The organism is Collinsella sp. SGI.184 (assembly GCF_050313415.1).
Classification (GTDB): domain Bacteria; phylum Actinomycetota; class Coriobacteriia; order Coriobacteriales; family Coriobacteriaceae; genus Collinsella.
This window is the reverse complement of the sequence record NZ_JBNPLJ010000055.1, coordinates 1-234: the sequence shown is the minus strand read 5'-3', so window position 1 is coordinate 234 and position 234 is coordinate 1. Positions and strand designations below refer to the sequence as shown.

Sequence of the window (234 nt, the reverse complement as noted above, 5' to 3'; positions counted from 1 at the left end):
CACGTTGGTGGTGATGATCGTCGAGCGCCGCTCGTAGCGCGTCGATATCAGCTGGAACAGCAGGTCCGCGCCCGCGCTGCCGACGTCGAGGTAGCCGAGCTCGTCGATGATCAGCAGCCTCGAGTGGGCGTAGTACCTGAGCCTCTTCTTGAGGATGCCGCGCGACGAGGCGTCCTCCAGGTCCTCGACGAGCCGGGCGCAGTCCACGAACCTGACCTCGCGCCCCGCCCTGAC

At 67.1% G+C, this 234-nt stretch carries 1 protein-coding gene; it reads right to left on the bottom strand.

Annotated elements, in window-relative coordinates; translation table 11 throughout:
• Positions 1 to 234, bottom strand: a 234-nt coding sequence (locus tag ACQRAJ_RS08820) for an ATP-binding protein (RefSeq protein WP_427748396.1), incomplete at both ends; no start/stop codon positions are given.